This is a genomic window from Citrobacter sp. Cpo089 (assembly GCF_030332695.1).
GTDB lineage: Bacteria > Pseudomonadota > Gammaproteobacteria > Enterobacterales > Enterobacteriaceae > Citrobacter > Citrobacter portucalensis.
In genome coordinates, this window is record NZ_JAOWHJ010000073.1 from 221,623 (window position 1) to 237,747 (window position 16,125).

A 16,125-nucleotide genomic window follows, 5' to 3' on the forward strand; every position below is an offset into this window, starting at 1 on the left:
GTAGCAGGACGCAAACGCACATGCAGCGTGATGACAGACGAGCAGAACCAGAAGCGCTCGAAGGAGAGGTGAATGGAAAGCAAAGTAGTTGTTCCGGCGGAAGGTAAGAAGATCACCCTGCAAAACGGCAAACTCAACGTTCCTGAAAATCCGATTATCCCGTTCATTGAAGGCGACGGTATCGGCGTTGATGTAACCCCACCGATGATCAAAGTTGTCGATGCTGCTGTCGAGAAAGCCTATAAAGGCGAGCGTAAAATCTCCTGGATGGAAATCTACACCGGCGAGAAATCCACTCAGGTTTATGGCCAGGACGTCTGGCTGCCTGCTGAAACCTTAGATCTGATTCGTGAATATCGTGTTGCCATTAAAGGCCCTCTGACCACCCCTGTTGGCGGCGGTATTCGCTCTCTGAACGTAGCTCTGCGTCAGGAACTTGACCTGTATGTCTGCCTGCGTCCGGTGCGTTATTATCAGGGCACACCAAGCCCGGTTAAACACCCTGAACTGACCGACATGGTCATCTTCCGCGAAAACTCCGAAGATATCTACGCGGGTATCGAGTGGAAAGCTGACTCTGCCGATGCTGAGAAAGTGATTAAATTCCTGCGCGAAGAGATGGGCGTGAAGAAAATCCGCTTCCCGGAACATTGCGGCATTGGTATCAAACCGTGTTCTGAAGAAGGGACTAAACGTCTGGTGCGTGCAGCGATTGAATACGCCATCGCCAACGATCGTGATTCAGTTACCCTGGTACACAAAGGCAACATCATGAAGTTCACCGAAGGCGCGTTCAAAGACTGGGGTTACCAGTTAGCGCGTGAAGAATTCGGTGGTGAACTGATCGACGGCGGTCCATGGGTGAAAATCAAGAACCCGAAAACCGGTAAAGAGATCGTGGTTAAGGACGTTATCGCCGATGCGTTCCTGCAACAGATCCTGCTGCGTCCGGCTGAGTATGACGTGATTGCCTGTATGAACCTGAACGGTGACTACATCTCCGATGCGCTGGCCGCACAGGTTGGTGGTATTGGTATCGCGCCGGGTGCAAACATCGGTGACGAATGCGCTCTGTTCGAAGCAACCCACGGTACTGCACCGAAGTATGCAGGTCAGGATAAAGTGAACCCAGGTTCCATCATTCTGTCTGCTGAAATGATGCTGCGCCACATGGGTTGGGTTGAAGCGGCTGACCTGATTGTTAAAGGTATGGAAGGCGCAATCAACGCCAAGACCGTAACCTATGATTTCGAACGTCTGATGGACGGCGCTAAGCTGCTGAAATGTAGTGAGTTTGGTGACGCGATCATCGAAAACATGTAATCCAGATACTGGGTTGTATGAGAACGGGAGCCGAGAGGTTCCCGTTTTTTTGTGCACAGAAAATCCCAGTTAGGCTGGGGATTCCGGAAAGCTTTCAGCTTTGGGCCAGTTATTAATATCCCTTTTGATTTGTTAAAACACCTTGCGGTCTGGCAACTGCAAGGGTTAAACAAGAAATCAAAAGGGGGTCCCAATGGGGGGCGAAAAGAGCTTAGCGAACACCCGATGGAACTGTAAATATCATATAGTTTTTGCGCCCAAATACCGAAGACAAACGTTCTACGGGTAGAAACGTAGGGCGATAGGCAGCATCTTAAGAAAGCTGTGTGAACGGAAAAGCGTGCGGATCCTGGAAGCTGTGCAGATCATATCCATATGCTTGTGGAAATCCAGCCCAAAATGAGCGTATCCGGCTTTATGGGGTACCTGAAAGGTAAAAGCAATCTGATGTTGTATGAGCAGTTTGGTGATATGAAGTTTAAATACAGGAACAGGAAGTTCTGGTACAGAGGTTACTACGTCGACATGGTAGGTAAGAACACGGCGAAGATAACTGTCTGCAGGAGTACATCAGGACGCAATGCCTGAATTAACTGAGCCAGCTTAATTGCGGATTTCTTTTACCTGGGTGTCCAATCAATTAAGCACAGTACAGTGACATTATCATGCGTCATGTCGCCGCAGTGTTCCGCATTAACTATGACTGTAGCCCGATGTGGTGATCTTTCATGCGGGTTTGTCCCTTATGCCTGCTTCTACGGGGCTGAGTGTAAGAAACCGGACTACTAGTTCAACTATCATTATATTAATGGATTATTGTTCTCAACATCTTCCATGTATAAAAGCGTATCGTCAACAGAGTAGTAATGCCGTTTGTTATCATTGACATCCGTAACCCATCGGAAAACGCCAGCATTGATAAGTGTTGCAGTATATTCGCGAAATGTGGATTTCCCGGAATAATGAATCTGGGCTGCTTTTTTTACTTGTTCCGGGTTCTTGTTTGTGCTGACTTTCAATAAGTCTCTTTTCCCTCTTATTAATATTACTTCATCATTTTCTGTAACAACTCTAATGTTATCAGTAGCCAGGTAGTAAATATAATAAGCAATATTCTGGCGTTTCAGTTCAGAGTAAAACCACGGAAAGTTATGTTCCTTTCTCACTTGCTCAAACATCTTTTCAAGAACGTCAACCTGATCCATCAGGATTATAACCTATTGTTAGTCATGAGAGCGTGTAGTGTGCACGATCGGTTTTATCACTTCAATCTGGTCTGACCTTTTGGTACGGACAGCGGAGCCATGAGAGTAATTGCGCGCAGCCCATATACGCGTGCGCACTTGGTGCATGCAATTATTCTTTTGCTGAAAGTTTGTACGGAAATACATGCAGAGCGTTTGCTGCTATGGGATAAACGCCCAGGCCTTCTGTTCTGGCTTTGATTTCCTCGAAAGAGAGTGAAGGGGAGGGTTCTCGTCCGCCCCACAGATTAATGCCTTCAGGAACATCGTCCCGGCTGTACTCCTCGGCGATCTCGATGGTTCCGCCACTATTCAATTCGATCACGACGCTTTTCCCGTCAACAGGAATCAGGTTCCCGTCATTGTCAGTGATAAAGATTTTCATTTGATTACCTCTTATTAGTACATGTATATGATAACAAAATTGGAAAGAGGGATGTCATTATTGTCTTGATCTCTTCAAGGATAATTTTATTTAAAAATCAATTTGTTATGTTGTGGTTTTGGAAATGTGATTCGACGCATGGCGACTTTTGTTTCTGTCTACCATGCTCTGTAGAGATAAATTAGAACACGTCAATGCTCATCGCAACGACTGATCAGTTTTCGCTACAGGACATGAGAATGCGCAAAGCACTTTTACCGGTAACCGCTGCGGTGTGTCTTTTTTTGATCGGTGTTTTTATTCTTAATATGCAGCTTTGGTATTCATCTTCGACAGAAACCCTTGGAGGAGCCCGATATGCCGTTAAAAATATGGATAACATACTTGATGAAGCTTTCCAGGCAACCCGTACCGCAAGGCATATTGCTGAAAAAAAATGTGATCTGGAGGGACAATACCAACTTGGAACCGAAGCTGCACTTCGCCCTCATTTGCGAACGCTGATCATTATCCGGCAGGGGAAGGTTTGGTGTACGTCATTGCCGGGGAATAGGATTTTACTTAAGCAAATCCCCGTAATTGCTGATACAAATCTGTTGCTGACTCCCGCAAGAAATACGGAAAATGAGATACCTGTTCTGCTGTATCAAACTCGTTTTCAAACCAGTCGTATTATTGTCACTATTAGTGGGGTGCATATTCGAGGGGCTCTGAAAGTTCCGTTAAAGGGAGTAGCATACTCATTGCTGGTGGGTGACAACGTACTTGGTTTATTGGGCGATGTGAAAACCGTTACAACAAGCGCACGTGCGTCTGGTCAACTTAATTCCGCAAAGTATCCGTTCAGTATTATTTATAATAAACCGCCACTGTTTAGTGCAAAAAAGCTGGTTACACAGGGTTCAGGGATTCTGGTTTTTATCCTGTTAATGTCTTTTGCAGCCGCTTATGCCATTGATAAGTATCTGAACAAGAACGATACCCCTGAAGAAACGTTGCGCAGGGCGATAGTAAAAGGAGAGATCGTGCCTTTTTATCAACCTATCGTAAATGGTCGCGAGGGGACGTTACGCGGTGTTGAAGTGCTGGCCCGATGGAAACATCCAAAAGCCGGATATATCTCTCCAGCTTCCTTCATTCCCGTCGCTGAAAAATCAGGCCTGATAGTGCCACTAACTCAAAGCCTGATGAGGCAGGTCGCGGAAAACATGAACGCCATTGCCAGCAAACTGCCATCCGGCTTCCATGTCGGCATTAACTTCAGCGCATCCCATATCACATCCCCTACATTCGTGCAGGAGTGCCTGCATTACAGGGATAGTTTTAACCGAGATGACCTCAATCTGGTAATCGAAGTTACTGAGCGCGAGCCGTTAGATGTGGATGAAGATCTTGTGCAGAGGCTCAATATCCTGCATGAGAATGGCTTTGTGATTGCGCTGGATGATTTTGGTACGGGCTATTCTGGGCTTTCTTATTTGCATGACCTGCACATTGATTACATTAAAATCGATCAGAGCTTTGTGGGAAGGGTAAATGAGCTTCCTGATTCAACCCGAATTTTGGATTGTGTTCTCGATTTGGCGCGCAAGCTGTCTTTAAGCATCGTTGCTGAAGGGGTTGAAACGAAGGCTCAGCTCGATTATCTCAACAAAAACAACATTGTTTTCCTGCAAGGGTACTATTTCTATAAACCAGTAACCTTCACTGAGTTCGTCATGATTCTGCTGTCAAAGCCTAAAGTGAAGGTTTTTGTCGAATAAATACAAGATAACCTTATTGATGGAAAGTGAGCATGAAATCTGCTTCGGTAGCAAAAATCCGACGATTATCTTTATCGTGAGGCAAATCTCGGATTCTGTTATTTAAAATCTATACCCTTATTGATGTGGTGGTTATTTGTGTTTTCATATACAGCAACTGGATAATGGTATGGCAGATATAATATTCGCGATGGAGCGTGATTCAAGTCACAGAGCGGCGAAAAATAAGTTGGATGTGCGAAGTAAAGCGAAGAACACAAATCGCAACCAGCTTGCGATTGCCGCAGCCTTGTTTTTAGGCGGTATTATCGGGGTTATTGTTTTGGCATTATATCTAATGGTGCAGGAAGGGATGTTTCTGTATTAATTGTTTAAATATTCTTATATGTTAAAATAAGTTGATGATTATATCTTGTGTCTTCTTTCAGTAATATTCTGCTGGTCGGGGTATTAGTGTGCCCCGACCAGCAGGATCTTATAAAATTAGAACTGATAATTTAAAGATACCCAGTAGTTACGACCAGGGTTTACGTATCCGGTAGTGGATTGTGCAGTCTGATAATAATCACCTGCGTAGGTGCTATTGCGGCCCACCTGGTACAATTTGACCTCACTAAAGTCTTTATCCAGCACGTTATTAACCGCCGTATTAAGCGTCAGATCTTTGGTCAGCTTATAAGACATCCCCATGTCGACAACGGTCCAGGCTTTTAAATCAGCGCCTTTATCGTCATAGACGGCCTTTTGTACTGCGCTAAGGTTGTCGTAATTTTCGGTAAAGCGTGGGGCTTTGCCGCGATAACGTGCGCTGAGCCAGGCGTTCATATCTTCCGTTGCCTGCCAGTTCAGACGGGCGTTAGCCATATGTTTTGGTGTGTAACTTAATGGCGCGCCTTTATTGTCACCATCTTTTTGCTTGCTCTGAGTGTAGGTGTAGTTGAGAGATAAGGTCAGCACATCCGACCATAGAGGGAAGGTGCTGGCAAATTCAACGCCATCGGTTCTTGCCTTGCCGCTGTTGGTATAGCTGTTGGTATTATCATCGATAGAATATGAGACAATTTTATTTTTGTATTCGGTATAGAAGCCGGTAATGTTGGCGTTAAGCCCGGCGTCGTTCTCGTAATACAGCCCGGTTTCGTAGCTAATACTTTCCTCAGGTTTGAGGTCCGGGTTACCGACCGTATTCACCGTTCCCTGTGCGGTTACACCGCTGATCCCGTTATGCAACTGGCTTAGTGATGGTGCTTTATATCCTGTCGTCACGCCGCCTTTGAGCGTCCAGGCGTCGGAAACGTCCCAGACCATATAGGCACGCGGGCTGAGATGACCGCCAAAGACATCGTTATGCTCATAGCGTGTTCCTGCGGTTAAGGCCAGCGAGTCGAGAATATGCCATTCATCTTCCGCATAGGCTGCCCACGTTTTTTGATGGAACGTCTCGCCGGTATTGGCCAGCACCACACCATCTTTCATCCGTGCATCCCAGTATTCTCCGCCAAGGGTTAAGAGGTGTGAATCACCTAATGGCGTCAGCAGCACTGAGTCAAGAATGACGTTGGTGTTCTTCAGTTCACGCGCGTCACCGGCCCGGCCTGCGTTCTCTGGCGTGAGTGCGGAAGATACCAATTGCCGGCCTTTGTTTTCGGTTTCATTCCAGCCGAGGGAGGATTTCCAGGTGCCGAACGTTAAGGCTGTATCGTGGCCGAGGGTCACTTTGTTACGCTCATAGCGTAGCGTTTTATCATACCCCCCTGTCAGGTTACCCAACTGCCCGTCATCGTTGTCATAGCGCTGTCTTGCGGAGTCGAGATCTAACCACAGTGTATTGTTCTCATTGGTTTTCCAGTCGAGGCGCGTGCCAATATTATAGTTTTCCGATTCGGTAGGATAAGGTACGCGGGTGGAGGAGGTATCGCTGAGGGAGGTGACGCTGGAACCCTGACGCTGGGTTGTGCTCCCCCGAACCTGCATATCCAATACGCCCGCAATCAGCGGGCCGCTTGACCAGAAGTTGGCGACCGTACTGTTACCCCATTTATTACTCTCTTGCAGGTTAACGCCGGTATTGATGGAAGTGCTCCATTTATCGGTGCTTTTTTTGGTGATGATATTCACCACGCCACCGATTGCGTCGGACCCATAAAGCGTCGACATCGGGCCGCGGATCACCTCAATATGATCGATCGCCGCCAGCGGGGGCATAAAGCTGGTATTCATGGCAGAGAAACCGTTTGGCGTTACGTCGCTGCTGCCGTTTTGACGAATACCGTCAATCAGGATCAAGGTATAGCTGGCAGGCATGCCACGGATGCTGACCTCCAGACCGCCGGTTTTACCGGTGCTGCTTTCAACATCTACCCCTTCAACAGAACGCAGGGCTTCACCTAAGTCATTATATTTATTGGTTTGTAACTCTTGCTGCGAAATAACAGAGACGCTGGCGGCGGCATTGGTGATTTTCTTTTCATAACCAGAAGCGGTTACCACCATGACATCTTCAGCAAATACCAGGGGGCTGGAAAATCCTAAACAGGATAGAACGACAGAGGCAACAGGTTTTAAACGCATAGTCAAACTTCCTTTGTTAAAAATTCAAAGGCAGTAAGATAATTGATGGAAATGATAATACAAATAATTATCATTACAAATTTACATAACTTGTCACTTCTGGTGTTTTTCTTGAATAAATATACATAAATTGTCATGAGTTTTAGATAAGGAATTAGCAGGAAGGGATAATAGTACGCATAGGCAATTATTAGATCGGGATTAATATCCCTGTGAATAAATGGCGAGGGATTAATCAATTTTCTGAGATTCACATCGTACTCATAACGGAGTATCAGAAAAAAGTATGATAATTTTAGAAAATCGTCATACTTTTCTGCGCCGCATCATTTTTTTCGTCATTTCTGTCCGCCATAATCCCTTCCCCAGGAGACTGCTTAACGAGGGTAAATCGTTATGCAGCATAAAAATAACGTAAATCTGGATAACATAATGATCAAAGGCAAGCTGGCACTGCTTACGTGCGCATTGACTCTCGCATTAACTTCACCACTTCTTGCCGCGCAAAATGCGAACGAAGGGCAGACGTTAAAACTGGCAATTGGCCCAGAACCAACGGAAGGGTTTGACCCGATGCTGGGCTGGAGTCATGGCAGCTATTTGCTTTTGCATGCACCATTATTAAAACAAAATGCAGATATGAGCTGGGGAAACCTGCTGACGGAAAAAGTAGAGACCAGCGCAGACGGCAAAACCTGGACGTTGACGTTAAAACCTGACCTTAAATTCTCGGATGGTTCCCCGCTAACCGCTGAAGATGTTGTGTTCACCTATAACAAAGCAGCAAAAAGCGGCGGCAAAATCGACATGGGAAACTTCACCCATGCCAGCCTGAAAGATAACCGTACGGTAGAAATTACGCTAAATAGCCCACAGAGCACCTTTGTGAATGTGTTGGGTTCTTTGGGTATTGTTCCGGCGAAACGGTATGACGAAAAAACATTTGCCAAAAATCCGATTGGCGCGGGTCCTTATCGGCTGGTGAGTTTTCAGCCGGGACAGCAGTTGATCGTGGAGGCTAACCCCTGGTATGCCGGTAAGAAAAATGATTTTAGTAAGCTGGTGTTTGTCTTCCTTGATGAAGATAACGCTTATGCCGCAGCGCGCAGTGGCCAACTGGGACTCGTACGTATCGCGCCGTCGATGGCGGTCGCTCCTCAGCAGACAAATTTGAAACTTTGGGTACGCGATAGCGTGGAAAACCGGGGCATTGTGTTCCCGATGGTTCCTGCAGGTAAAAAAGATGCCAATGGCTATCCGATTGGGAACGATATCACGGCCGATGTTGCCATCAGGCGCGCCATCAACTATGCCATCGACCGTAAGCAGCTTGCCGATCAGGTCATGGAAGGTCATGCGATTCCTGCGTATAGCGCAGTGCAGGGGCTGCCGTGGCAGGGGCAATCCGTTGCGTTCAAAGATGGTGACAGTGAAAAGGCACGTACGATTCTGGAAGAAGCCGGCTGGAAGGTAGGTAAAGATGGCGTGCGAGTGAAAGACGGCAAAGAGGCTCGACTGACTTTATGGTACGCCAGCGGTGACAGTACGCGCCGGGATTTAGCTGAGGCCGTACGTGCGATGCTGGAACCGTTGGGAATTCAGGTATCACTACAGTCCGGAAGCTGGGAAACTGTTGAGCGTCACATGCATGCGAACCCGACACTATTTGGTTGGGGAAGCCTGGATCCGATGGAGCTTTTCCATCATTACAGTAATCAGGCCGCGGGCGTGGAATATTACAACCCAGGCTATTACAGCAATCCTGTTGTTGAACAGCATCTTAAACAGGCTATCGACGCCCCAGACTGGCAAAAGGCGTTGCCTTTCTGGCAACAGGTGGAGTGGGATGGCAAGCAAGGGGCTGGCGTGCAGGGCGATGCTGCCTGGGCATGGCTGCTGAATATTCAGCACACCTACCTGGCAAATCCGTGTATTGATTTAGGCAAAGGCGCACCGGAGATTCACGGTAGCTGGTCACTGCTCAATAATCTGGACGAATGGACCTGGACCTGCCGTTGATGAAGTCTGTTGTGGGCCATTTTCTACGGCTGATAGTGTTATTAGTGCTGGTTGCGGCTGGCACTTTTGTGCTGCTCAGCTTTTCTCCAGTCGATCCGATTCGCGCTTATATTGGCAACGATCTCCTGCATGTGCCGCCGGAGCAATATGCACGCATTGCTGCTCGCTGGGGATTGGACCAGCCGCTATGGGAGCGTTTTGGTCACTGGTTTTTACGGGTATTGCAGGGCGATCTCGGCTATTCCATGTTGTTTAATGCGCCGGTTGCCAGCGTGATCAAGGAACGCTTTTCCACCTCGTTTGCGCTGCTTGGCGGCGCGTGGCTACTCTCCGGCATATTGGGAACGGCAATGGGGTTTGTCGCGGGTCGCTACCTGAATCGCTGGCCGGACAAAGCAATCTGTCGCCTCAGCTATCTGCTCTCCTCGTTGCCGACCTTCTGGATTGGCATGTTGCTGCTGGCGTTATTTGCCGTGCGCTGGCCGGTATTTCCGGTCTGCTGCGCATGGGAGCCGGGTAACAGCGGCGATATGGCCATGCTGACCGAGCGTCTGCGCCATCTGGTGCTTCCCGTTTGCGCGCTCAGTTTGCTGGGACTGGGACAAATTACGCTTCATACGCGGGAAAGCATCGCCAGCGTAATGAAAAGCGAATTTGTCCGTTTTGCACGTTCCCAGGGAGATAAAGGCTGGTCACTGTTACGCCATCAGGTTCTGCGTCATGCAATTACGCCTGCGCTGTGTTTGCAGTTTGCCTCAATGGGAGAACTGCTGGGAGGTGCACTATTGGCCGAAAAAGTCTTCGCGTATCCAGGACTGGGGCAGGCCACCATTGATGCCGGATTACGCGGCGATCTGCCGTTACTGATGGGGATTGTGTTGTTCAGTACCGTACTGGTGTTCATTGGCAATTCGCTGTCTACCTGGCTTGTCCGTATGTTGAACCGTGCTCTGGAGCGACCTGATGCTCTATAACCCGACGCCGACGCTAATTCGTCTTTTGTTCTCTTTCAGCTGCCTGTTATTCATTGCAGTATATGGTGCCGCAATGCTGGATAACCCGTTGAGCGTTAATCTGCTTGCCCGTCATCTTCCACCTGATGCGATGTATTGGTTTGGCACCGATAATCTTGGTCGCGATCTGTGGATCCGTTGTTTTCAGGGGGCACTAACCAGTCTGCAAATTGGTATTGGTGCGGCGTTGTGCAGTGGCTTGATTGCGTTAATGATGGCGGCGGTTTCGCGCATACATCCGCGTCTGGATGTGCTTATGCGCCTTATAACTGATGCCATGCTGTCGATGCCGCATCTGCTATTGCTTATTTTGATCTGTTTTACGCTGGGCGGCGGGAAAAACGGGGTAATCATGGCGGTTGCACTAACGCACTGGCCGCGTCTGGCGCTAATCCTGCGTGCTGAAGCGCAGCGCGTGGCCCACAGTGACTATCTGACGTTGACCTGGCGTCTGGGGCACGGCCATTTTTACTGCTGGCGGCATCACTATCTACCGGCGTTGTTACCCCAGTGGCTAACGGGAACATTGCTGATGTTTCCCCATGCAGTGTTGCACAGCGCGGCGTTAAGCTTCCTCGGTTTTGGACTGGCACCGCATGAACCGTCGCTGGGCCTGCTGCTGGCGGATGCGCTGAGGTTTATCAGTCATGGCGACTGGTGGTTAGTGCTGTTTCCTGGACTGATGCTGTTCAGTCTGGTGATGTTATTCGATCAGCTCGCAAGGGCGGTGCATCGTTTATGGTTACGAGGTGACGCATGTTGAGTTTAAGGCAGGTCTCACTGGACGTGGCGCGTTATCGCTGGTACGGCGCGAAAAACTGGTCTTCGCTGTTGCAGGATATCTCTTTCGACGTAGCGCCTGGTCAGATGGTGGCGCTAGTTGGAGGAAGTGGAGAAGGTAAAAGCCTATTGCTGCAATGTCTGCTCGATCTCTTACCAGACAATTTGCGTTTCAACGGCGTTATTACCCTGGAAGGTAAAACGCTGGACAGTGATGACATTCGCAAATGTCGTGGCAATACCTTTAGCTACGTCCCGCAAGGTATTCAGGCACTTAACCCGCTGCTCTCGATTGAAAAGCATCTGCGCAGGGCATGCCAGCTTTCTGACCAGCAATGGAATGCCGGAAAAATTGAACGATTGCTCCAGCGTAGCCGACTGGAAAGTCGCGTATTAGATGCTTTTCCGCGTCAGCTTTCAGGCGGTATGGCAAAACGTGTTCTGGCCTGTCACGCGTCTCTGAGTCAGGCTCGCTATATTCTGGCGGATGAAATTACCGCCTGGCTTGATGCACCTCTCGCTAATCAACTGCTTGAACAGTTGCGTGAGCAATGTGAGCAAGGGGCTGGCGTTTTATGGGTAACGCATGACCTCACGCTGGCGGCCCGCCATGCGGATCGTATTGTCGCTCTGCATCAGGGAAGGGTGTCGGATAACGTCAGCCGGGAACAGCTGTTACGCGGAGAGATTAGCGAACACCTGCAACGACAATGGCGGGCGCTGCCTGAAAGAAATCAACTTTTTGGAGAGCGCGATGCTGTGCTGTCGTGATGTAACAATCCGTCAGGGGGAAAAGGTTCTGTGGCAAAATCTGACCTTTTCTCTACACCCTGGAGAACGTATTGGGATTTGTGCGCCCAGTGGAACTGGCAAAACGACGCTGGGGCGCGTGCTGGCGGGCTGGCAGAAACCAACTTCCGGTGACATTCTGGTTGATGACCAACCTTTGCCGATGCACCAGTATTGCCCGGTGCAACTGGTGCCACAGCATCCGGAATTAACTTTTAACCCCCGACGCAGCACCGGTGATGCGGTGTATGATGCATGGCGACCGGATGCTGCAATGCTTACCCGTCTTCACATCAATCCAGAGTGGTTAACCCGCCGTCCCGGACAACTTTCTGGTGGTGAACTGGCGCGAATTGCTTTACTTCGCGCGCTGGACCCGCGGACACGTTTTCTTATTGCCGATGAAATTACTGCCCAGCTTGATCCTTCTATTCAACGGGATATCTGGGCGCTGCTGCTTGAAGAATCTCAGCGTCGGCCATTGGGTATGCTCATTATCAGTCATCAGCAGGCACTGCTTGATCAGATCTGCACGCGAGCGCTACTCTCTTAGGTCTCTTTCGCATTTCAGGCAAATAACTAACGTGATCGTAAAAACTATCGCTGTGGCTGCGCTAATGTACGGGGCGGGTGCTTTTGCAGCACATGCTTCCATTCAGGTGGGTTTTTCACCGGAAGGATCGGCTCGGGCTTTAGTGCTGGATTCAATCAACCATGCGCAGCACAGCATCGATATGATGGCTTATTCATTTCAGTCTGCAGATATTGTTCAGGCATTGGTCAACGCTGAAAAGAGAGGCGTTGTGGTTCGGGCTGTTATCGATAAGAAACGAAACCAGGGTAAGGTGAGCCAGAAGGCCATCGCTTTTGCTGCCGCGAATGGGGTTGATGTTCAACTGGATGGTCACTACCACATCCAGCATGACAAGGTAATGATTATTGATGGCGACACGCTGGAAACCGGTTCGTTCAACTTTGCTAAATCCGCAGAATTTGCTAACTCTGAAAATGTGTTAGTTATTCGTGACGAACCTGCCGTTGTTGCGCAGTATCAGGCCCATTTTGACAGCCGTTGGAAAATCGCGCACCAGAGCGGTTAAATGTTTCACAACGCCGTTGATTTAAATGTGATGTTATATTATAACATTTTACTCGCAATTGATTTGAGGGTGAAATTTTGGCTATTCGTTTTAAGAAACTGACAATCGCTTTGGGGATGCTTTTAGTCAGTAGTTCGGTTCTGGCGCATGGTCATCATTCCCATGGTGCGCCAATGAGTGAAGCAGAACAAAAGGCGTCTGAAGGGGTATTTGATGACAACCAGGTGCAGAACAGGGCGCTGACCGACTGGGATGGCATGTGGCAATCTGTCTATCCGTATCTGGTCAGCGGCGAGCTTGATCCGGTGTTCAAAAAGAAAGCGGAGAAAGATAAAAGCAAAACGGCAGAACAAATCAAAGCGTATTACCGTACAGGCTATGCAACCAACGTAGACACTATCGGTATTGAAAATGGCGTGATGGAGTTTCATACCGGGAATCAGGTTGAATCATGTAAATACGACTATGCCGGATATAAGATCCTGAATTATAAATCAGGCAAGAAAGGTGTACGGTATCTGTTTGAGTGTAAAGCTGCTGACAGCAAAGCGCCAAAATATGTGCAATTTAGCGATCATATTATTGCGCCGCGTAAATCGAGCCACTTCCATATCTTTATGGGAAATACCTCGCAGGCAGCCTTGCTTGAAGAGATGGAAAACTGGCCTACCTATTACCCTTATCAGTTGAAGGGAGAAGAGGTTGTGGATGAGATGCTGCACCATTAATCCGGGCTAACCTTATCTGTACACACCCGTCACCAGTGGCGGGTTTTTTAATTCATAACCTTTTCTTTCCATCACCCGATGCATTCGTTAGCATATTGTATCGCAGCAAGTGCATGTGTTTTTTCAGGAAGAGGTTAACGTGTTCGCAGAGTATGGAGTTCTGAATTACTGGACGTATCTGGTGGGAGCCATTTTTATCGTGTTGGTACCGGGGCCAAATACGATATTTGTGTTGAAGAACAGCGTCGGTCGGGGAGTGAAGGGTGGTTATCTCGCCGCAAGCGGTGTGTTTATCGGTGATGCCGTGCTGATGTTTTTGGCCTATGCCGGTGTTGCCGCATTGATCAAAACAACGCCTGTTTTGTTCAATATCGTTCGCTATCTTGGCGCGTTTTATCTGCTGTACCTAGGTGCGAAGATCCTGTATGCGACACTGAAATCGAAAGCAAGCGACGCCGCACCTGAGGAAGTCCCGTTTGGCGCTATTTTTAAGCGAGCATTAATTCTGAGCCTGACGAATCCCAAAGCTATTTTGTTTTATGTTTCGTTCTTTGTGCAGTTTATTGATGTCAATGCACCGCACTCAGGGCTGTCATTCTTTATTTTGGCCATTACGCTTGAAGTAGTGAGCTTTTTCTATCTGAGCTTCCTTATTTTCTCCGGCGCGTTTGTGACGCAGTATATTCGCACGAAGAAAAAACTGGCCAAAGTGGGTAATTCCCTAATCGGCCTAATTTTCGTTGGTTTTGCCGCTCGTCTGGCCACGCTTCAGTCGTGATGCCATTGGCCCGCTGGTTGCGGCGGGCCTTCAATATGACGCTTTGCTTTTCATTTATAATTGTAGGGTTATAACCAATAAATGGTATTTTAAATGTATATTTTGAGGCGTACCCTGTGTACAGCAGCGATTCAATAAGACTCGCTGGTTGTCGACTGGAAAAGGGAAGAAAAATGCTTCAAATTCCACAGAATCATATCCATACACGCTCTACACCATTCTGGAACAAAGAAACCGCGCCTGCCGGAATTTTCGAACGCCACCTTGATAAAGGAACTCGTGCTGGGGTTTATCCACGACTTTCGGTTATGCAGGGGGCGGTCAAATATCTCGGATACGCCGATGAACACAGTCCGGAGCCAGTAGAGGTGATGGTTATTGAAGCCGGTCAGTTTGGCGTTTTTCCGCCGGAAAAATGGCATAACATCGAAGTGATGACCGACGACACTTACTTTAATATCGATTTTTTCGTTGCCCCGGAAGTTCTGATGGAGAGTGCAAATCAACGAAAAGTCGTGCGCACCGGCAAGGAGTAAATCATGGGCAAAGCAACCTATACCGTAACCGTGACCAATAACAGCAACGGTGTTTCTGTTGATTATGAAACAGAAGCGCCGATGACATTACTGGTGCCGGATGTGGCAGCAGAAGTGGTCAAAGACTTGGTCAATACCGTTCGTTCGTACGATACCGAGAATGAGCATGAAGTCTGCGGATGGTAGGTATTAAATACTCTTACTGATTGAATACAAAGAATTTTAATGTACTAACCGCACAGCGTTTTGACGGCGCTGTGCGGTTATTTTATTTGTGTTGAACGTAGTGATGTCCGAAAAAAGATTCCTTAAGAATACCTTAAGAAATCCGCATTGAATGCTAATTGTCGATCATTCACAGGAGTTATGATCGCAAAAAAGTAACAATACAGAACATCGCGCTTATGAAACTGAATACCCAAATTACATTCCCCACACTTATTCTAGGACTGGTCATTGTGGCGATCCCGTTCACCGCGAACTGGAATCTTCCGCTGCTTAACGGCACTGTCGTCAGATGGATCGAAAATGGGCAGGCGCTATGGCTACTGTTTGGTGCGGTATTTACCCTTGGCTATATCCGGCCTTTATCACGACCTGAAGGCGAGAAGCAATTTTGGCTTTGGGCAGCCGCGTGGTGGTTGGTATTGCTGGGGAGAAGCACCAGTTGGGGCCGCGACTATTTCCCGGAGCAGCCTAAACTTCTGTTCAGAGCTATCTCTGTTGTAATGATTTCCATGATTATTCTGCCGGTGCTGTTGTCGAAGCGCTTACGCCTGGATATTGTCCGACGCGTGCGTAATGAACCGCTACCGCTCTGGCTGCTGGCGATCACCGCCTGCGCATTTTTGATTTCCGATACGGTAGAGCATCATCGTCTGCTGGCTCCCATCTTCCTGCACAATGCCCAATATGGCGATATGATTGAAGAATTGTACGAACTGCCGTTTATGGCTGGCCTGTTTCTGATGAACCTCGGTTTTATGCAGCGGGATATGCAGGAGGAATCTGCCTCCATCCGTTTCAGTGAACCTCACCTGGTAAAGTAATGAGATAAGACCTGAGTCTGGGTAACCAGACTCAGGTGGCGATGGTG

17 protein-coding genes and 1 pseudogene are annotated in these 16,125 nt (G+C 48.2%); 15 read left to right on the forward strand and 3 right to left on the reverse strand.

Going from position 1 to position 16,125, the window contains the following annotated elements:
- Nucleotides 1–72 precede the first annotated feature (72 nt).
- Both icd and tnpA read left to right on the forward strand, forming a co-directional pair.
- Nucleotides 73–1,323, forward strand: a complete 1,251-nt coding sequence (gene icd / locus OGX92_RS20900; protein WP_003030769.1) for an NADP-dependent isocitrate dehydrogenase — start codon at nucleotides 73–75, stop codon at nucleotides 1,321–1,323.
- A gap of 193 nt (nucleotides 1,324–1,516) precedes the next feature.
- A pseudogene (tnpA, locus tag OGX92_RS20905) lies at nucleotides 1,517–1,875 on the forward strand (IS200/IS605 family transposase); the annotation flags it as partial.
- Between the two features lie 248 nt (nucleotides 1,876–2,123).
- On the opposite strand, the gene OGX92_RS20910 reads toward tnpA, so the two are convergent.
- Together OGX92_RS20910 and OGX92_RS20915 are read right to left on the reverse strand one after the other, a co-directional pair.
- Nucleotides 2,124–2,528: a DUF1398 family protein gene (locus OGX92_RS20910; protein WP_063941460.1), complete on the reverse strand. Its 405-nt coding sequence runs from the start codon at nucleotides 2,526–2,528 to the stop codon at nucleotides 2,124–2,126.
- A gap of 151 nt (nucleotides 2,529–2,679) precedes the next feature.
- Nucleotides 2,680–2,952: a hypothetical protein gene (locus OGX92_RS20915; RefSeq protein ID WP_063941461.1), complete on the reverse strand. Its 273-nt coding sequence runs from the start codon at nucleotides 2,950–2,952 to the stop codon at nucleotides 2,680–2,682.
- A gap of 239 nt (nucleotides 2,953–3,191) precedes the next feature.
- Here OGX92_RS20915 and pdeG point away from each other — a divergent pair, with 239 nt between their 5' ends.
- Both pdeG and OGX92_RS20925 read left to right on the forward strand, forming a co-directional pair.
- Entirely contained in the window at nucleotides 3,192–4,715 is a 1,524-nt protein-coding gene (gene pdeG, locus OGX92_RS20920; RefSeq protein ID WP_063941462.1) for a cyclic di-3',5'-guanosine monophosphate phosphodiesterase PdeG, read from the forward strand.
- Between the two features lie 169 nt (nucleotides 4,716–4,884).
- Nucleotides 4,885–5,082, forward strand: coding sequence for a hypothetical protein (locus OGX92_RS20925; protein ID WP_063941463.1), 198 nt, complete (start codon nucleotides 4,885–4,887; stop codon nucleotides 5,080–5,082).
- A gap of 116 nt (nucleotides 5,083–5,198) precedes the next feature.
- Here the strand turns inward: OGX92_RS20925 and OGX92_RS20930 are convergent, their stop codons facing one another.
- A complete protein-coding gene (locus OGX92_RS20930; RefSeq protein WP_149335798.1) occupies nucleotides 5,199–7,286 on the reverse strand; it encodes a TonB-dependent receptor in 2,088 nt (695 codons plus the stop codon).
- A 396-nt stretch (nucleotides 7,287–7,682) separates the two neighbouring features.
- On the opposite strand from OGX92_RS20930, the gene OGX92_RS20935 reads away from it, so the two are divergent.
- The 11 genes from OGX92_RS20935 (at nucleotide 7,683) to OGX92_RS20985 (ending at nucleotide 16,078) form a co-directional block, all read left to right on the forward strand.
- Entirely contained in the window at nucleotides 7,683–9,305 is a 1,623-nt protein-coding gene (locus OGX92_RS20935; RefSeq protein WP_286587019.1) for an ABC transporter substrate-binding protein, read from the forward strand.
- Nucleotides 9,305–10,279, forward strand: coding sequence for an ABC transporter permease (locus OGX92_RS20940; protein ID WP_284961905.1), 975 nt, complete (start codon nucleotides 9,305–9,307; stop codon nucleotides 10,277–10,279). The genes OGX92_RS20935 and OGX92_RS20940 overlap by 1 nt, the downstream gene beginning before the upstream one ends.
- Nucleotides 10,269–11,081, forward strand: coding sequence for an ABC transporter permease (locus OGX92_RS20945; RefSeq protein ID WP_003832419.1), 813 nt, complete (start codon nucleotides 10,269–10,271; stop codon nucleotides 11,079–11,081). Before OGX92_RS20940 ends, OGX92_RS20945 begins: the two co-directional genes overlap by 11 nt.
- Nucleotides 11,075–11,869: an ATP-binding cassette domain-containing protein gene (locus OGX92_RS20950; protein WP_003832421.1), complete on the forward strand. Its 795-nt coding sequence runs from the start codon at nucleotides 11,075–11,077 to the stop codon at nucleotides 11,867–11,869. Before OGX92_RS20945 ends, OGX92_RS20950 begins: the two co-directional genes overlap by 7 nt.
- Nucleotides 11,853–12,440 (forward strand): ATP-binding cassette domain-containing protein, encoded by a 588-nt coding sequence (locus OGX92_RS20955; protein ID WP_284961728.1) that lies wholly within the window; start codon nucleotides 11,853–11,855, stop codon nucleotides 12,438–12,440. Before OGX92_RS20950 ends, OGX92_RS20955 begins: the two co-directional genes overlap by 17 nt.
- A 31-nt stretch (nucleotides 12,441–12,471) precedes the next feature.
- Nucleotides 12,472–12,987, forward strand: coding sequence for a phospholipase D family nuclease (locus OGX92_RS20960; protein ID WP_003832425.1), 516 nt, complete (start codon nucleotides 12,472–12,474; stop codon nucleotides 12,985–12,987).
- Nucleotides 12,988–13,064: 77 nt separating this feature from the next.
- Nucleotides 13,065–13,715, forward strand: coding sequence for a metal-binding protein ZinT (zinT, locus tag OGX92_RS20965; RefSeq protein WP_206160208.1), 651 nt, complete (start codon nucleotides 13,065–13,067; stop codon nucleotides 13,713–13,715).
- 139 nt (nucleotides 13,716–13,854) lie between these two features.
- Nucleotides 13,855–14,493: a leucine efflux protein LeuE gene (gene leuE / locus OGX92_RS20970; RefSeq protein ID WP_003832429.1), complete on the forward strand. Its 639-nt coding sequence runs from the start codon at nucleotides 13,855–13,857 to the stop codon at nucleotides 14,491–14,493.
- Between the two features lie 173 nt (nucleotides 14,494–14,666).
- Nucleotides 14,667–15,029, forward strand: a complete 363-nt coding sequence (gene yeaR / locus OGX92_RS20975; RefSeq protein WP_003030735.1) for a DUF1971 domain-containing protein YeaR — start codon at nucleotides 14,667–14,669, stop codon at nucleotides 15,027–15,029.
- A 3-nt stretch (nucleotides 15,030–15,032) separates the two neighbouring features.
- Nucleotides 15,033–15,215, forward strand: a complete 183-nt coding sequence (locus tag OGX92_RS20980; protein ID WP_003832433.1) for a DUF1869 domain-containing protein — start codon at nucleotides 15,033–15,035, stop codon at nucleotides 15,213–15,215.
- Nucleotides 15,216–15,433: 218 nt separating this feature from the next.
- Complete coding sequence (locus OGX92_RS20985; RefSeq protein ID WP_063941469.1) at nucleotides 15,434–16,078, forward strand: hypothetical protein; 645 nt, start codon at nucleotides 15,434–15,436, stop codon at nucleotides 16,076–16,078.
- Nucleotides 16,079–16,125 lie beyond the last annotated feature (47 nt).